This is a genomic window from Hydrogenophaga sp. (assembly GCF_030656115.1).
Classification (GTDB): Bacteria; Pseudomonadota; Gammaproteobacteria; order Burkholderiales; family Burkholderiaceae_C; genus Hydrogenophaga.
Genome location: NZ_JAUSOO010000140.1, coordinates 1 through 1,473 on the forward strand (window position 1 = coordinate 1; position 1,473 = coordinate 1,473).

Below are 1,473 nucleotides of genomic sequence, written 5' to 3' on the forward strand. Positions count from 1 at the left end.
AACCCCTATCCCCGATCAGTTCAGGTGGGGGAGTTTGAGGTGGCCATAGACGGGGGAATTTGGGTGGCCATCAGGGGCCTGACCTGATGACGTCGAATCTCACCCGCCTGTGAATCCACCTGGTAAACTTGAAAGATGCTCTTTGCGATATCCAGGCCAATGATGGGGAGCGATGCTGCTTCGAACATGATGAACCTCCAAAGTGGGGTGGAAACACCCTCACTTTGGCATCCGCTGCCTGTTCAAGCCAGAGACCGTGATCGAGTGCACTGCACAGCACGTGATAGGTGGGGTGACCATGCCATCTGACTGGCTCAGAAATTCGAGGGGACTTCAGGCTAACAAAATCAAGTCCGGATTGCCGGGGGGGCTTGTATGCACAGGGCTACCACTGCGTCGGTCAGGTCATCAATCGAGATTCCCTCTTTAGGATTGAACCACAGCGCTGACCCGTTCAATAGTCCAAAGATCAAATGGCGCGCAAGCGACACCTCGCCTTGCAAGCAGCCGGTCGACGCGAGTTCTTGGAGCACGGGCGTCCATGTCGCTTCGTAGTCACCTTGCAGCTTCGCGATGACGTTGTGCTGCCTTGTGTTGAGAGAGCGGGACTCGTAGAGCACCGCATGCATGAAGTCGCTGCTTGGCCCCAGTAGCATATCGAAATGCGATCGGATCAATTGCCGCAGCGTAGTCGCAGCGTCATGTTCGGCAAGGAGCACGATCGTCTGGCGCGCCAGCGCGCTACGCATGCCTTCCTGCATCACCTCATACAACAGCGCATCCTTGCTTTTGAAGTGACAAAACAGTGATCCGGAATGCATGCCAACGGCGCAGGCGATGTCGCGCGTGCTCGTGCCGTTGAAGCCGTTGCGTCGAAACAGTTTGGCCGCAGCCTTGACGATATCTTGGCGGCGGTTGCCTTCATTTCGCTCTTGCGGCGTCTTGCGTGGGCGGCCTCGCGGCCGCTTGGTCGCTGCGAAAGTGGGAAGGGAGCGCGCGGCACACATCATCCGCAAACGAGTAGCGACGCCTGCCAAAGGTGCCGGTTCGTAAGCTCAGGCCAGCCCGAAAGCGGCGGACGGAGGCCTCGACCGTGTTGCGAAGCTTGGTCCGGCGGGTCGGCGCCGGGGATGACGGCCATCGGCTCAGTACGACTTCGGCAAGCCCAGCACATGTTCGCCGATGTAGTTGAGCAGCATCTCGTTGTTGATGGGCGCGATTTCCAGCAGGCGCACCATGGGCCACAGCGTAACGATGTCGTAGTCGCGGTCGAACCCGTAACCGCCGTGGGTTTGCAGCGCGGCCTCGACGGCGGCTACTGCCGCTTGCGAGCCTAGCAGCTTGGCCATGTTGGCATGCGCACCGGCGTCCTCGCCGGCGTCGAAGCGCTCGGCGGCGTTGTAGGTCATCAGGCGCGCCGCCTCGATTTGCGCCTTGGCCTGCGCCATGCGGTGCTGCAGCGCCTGGTAGGAG

The 1,473-nt window shown here is 60.3% G+C and carries 3 protein-coding genes; all 3 read right to left on the reverse strand.

Annotated elements, in window-relative coordinates; genetic code table 11:
• Positions 1–20 precede the first annotated feature (20 nt).
• Positions 21–188 (reverse strand): hypothetical protein, encoded by a 168-nt coding sequence (locus tag Q7J58_RS18620; protein ID WP_304831114.1) that lies wholly within the window; start codon positions 186–188, stop codon positions 21–23.
• Positions 189–347: 159 nt separating this feature from the next.
• Entirely contained in the window at positions 348–1,037 is a 690-nt protein-coding gene (locus Q7J58_RS18625) for a TetR/AcrR family transcriptional regulator (protein ID WP_304831115.1), read from the reverse strand.
• A gap of 108 nt (positions 1,038–1,145) precedes the next feature.
• A partial coding sequence (locus Q7J58_RS18630; protein WP_304831116.1) for an acyl-CoA dehydrogenase family protein occupies positions 1,146–1,473 on the reverse strand: 328 nt, incomplete at its 5' end.

Excerpts from the sequence above, each read along its gene's own strand:
- Q7J58_RS18620 (WP_304831114.1), bottom strand. The coding sequence starts at position 188 with ATGTTCGAAGCAGCATCGCTCCCCATCATTGGCCTGGATATCGCAAAG.